Annotated in this window: 1 protein-coding gene; it reads right to left on the bottom strand. The window is 75.7% G+C overall.

What is annotated here, in order from left to right; all coding sequences use genetic code 11:
* The coding region (locus ABZ641_RS38090) for a glycosyltransferase family 2 protein (protein ID WP_359989221.1) at positions 1–1,047 on the bottom strand (1,047 nt) is incomplete at its 3' end.
* Positions 1,048–1,264: the final 217 nt, after the last annotated feature.

Raw genomic sequence — 1,264 nt, 5'->3', positions numbered from 1 at the left:
GGCCAGGGTGCCGCGGCGGGCGGCCCGCGGCAGGGCGCGGGTGCGGCGCAGTTCGTCGTAGGAGCGGCGGGCGCCGCGGGCGGCGAGCCGGTAGGGCAGTCCGCGCGGCCCGCGCGGGAAGAGGTGGCCGGGCGGGCGGTGCCGCGCGATGTGCGCGGTGATCCGGCGGAAGAAGTCCGGGCGGGACGCCGACGGCACCAGGCCCGGCGTGTCGTAGACGGTGAGGGCCTGCCGGACGGTCCGCTCGAAGACGGTCGCCCGCAGCGGGCCGGGGCGCCGGTCCAGGAAGGCGAAGATCTCCTCGTACTGGGCGAAGGCGTCGGCGTGCTTGGGGGAGGGGGTGCTGGTGATCGCCCCCGGGCGGCCGCGGCGGTACGCGTAGCAGGGGCGGTCCAGGAACCGCAGCCGGCCCGCGGCGAGCAGCGCCGGGTAGGTGACGGAGATGTCCTCGTAGTAGCCGCGGCCGAAGGAGACGCCGAGGCCCAGCAGGTAGTCGCGGCGCAGCACCTTGTTCCACACCGCCATCACGGCGCGCAGCAGGTCGGGGTGGTCGGCCGCGGTGCAGCCGGCGGCCAGCTCGGGCCCGGTCAGGTGGTGGTGCCAGGGGTTGGGCTCCGTCCCGCCGTCGTTGTAGACGTGCACGAAGTCGGTGAGCAGCACGTCGGCCGGGGGCAGCCCGGACGCGGCCCGCTCCTCCTCGGCGCGCAGCTCGGCGAGGACGGCGTCGAGGGCGCCGTCCAGCAGCCGGTCGTCGCTGTCGACGAACCAGACCCAGCGGCCGCCGGCCTCGGCCAGCCCGGCCTCGCGGGCGCCGCCGAGGCCGAGGTTCTCGGTGAGGTGGCGGACCCGCAGCCGGTCGTCGCTGGCCGCGTACCGGTCGAGGATCGCCCCGCAGCCGTCGGGGGAGAGGTCGTCCACCGCGATGATCTCGACCTCGCCGGGGGCGGCGGTCTCCGCGCGCAGGGAGTCCAGGCAGTCGGGGAGGAAGCGCTCCACTCCGTGGACCGGCAGGACGATGCTGAGGAGGGGGATCACGCTCGTGTTCACTCCGCGCAGGACAGGTGGGTCGGCGGCTGCTCGCCCGGTACAGCCCACTGTAGCGAGCGCAAGTGGACGGCCGGTTGACAGAAAGTGATCGCCGGGGTGTCGGGAAGTGTCCCGGGCCGACCGCTTCGGACTGTGAAAGCGCGGCGGGTGTCGAGAGGGCGCCGACGGGCGCGGACGTCACGGCCCGCCGTCCGGGGACTGGGCAGCGGCCCCGGAC

The organism is Kitasatospora sp. NPDC007106, from assembly GCF_040634455.1.
GTDB lineage: Bacteria > Actinomycetota > Actinomycetes > Streptomycetales > Streptomycetaceae > Kitasatospora > Kitasatospora arboriphila.
This window is presented reverse-complemented; position numbering and strand designations above follow the sequence as displayed.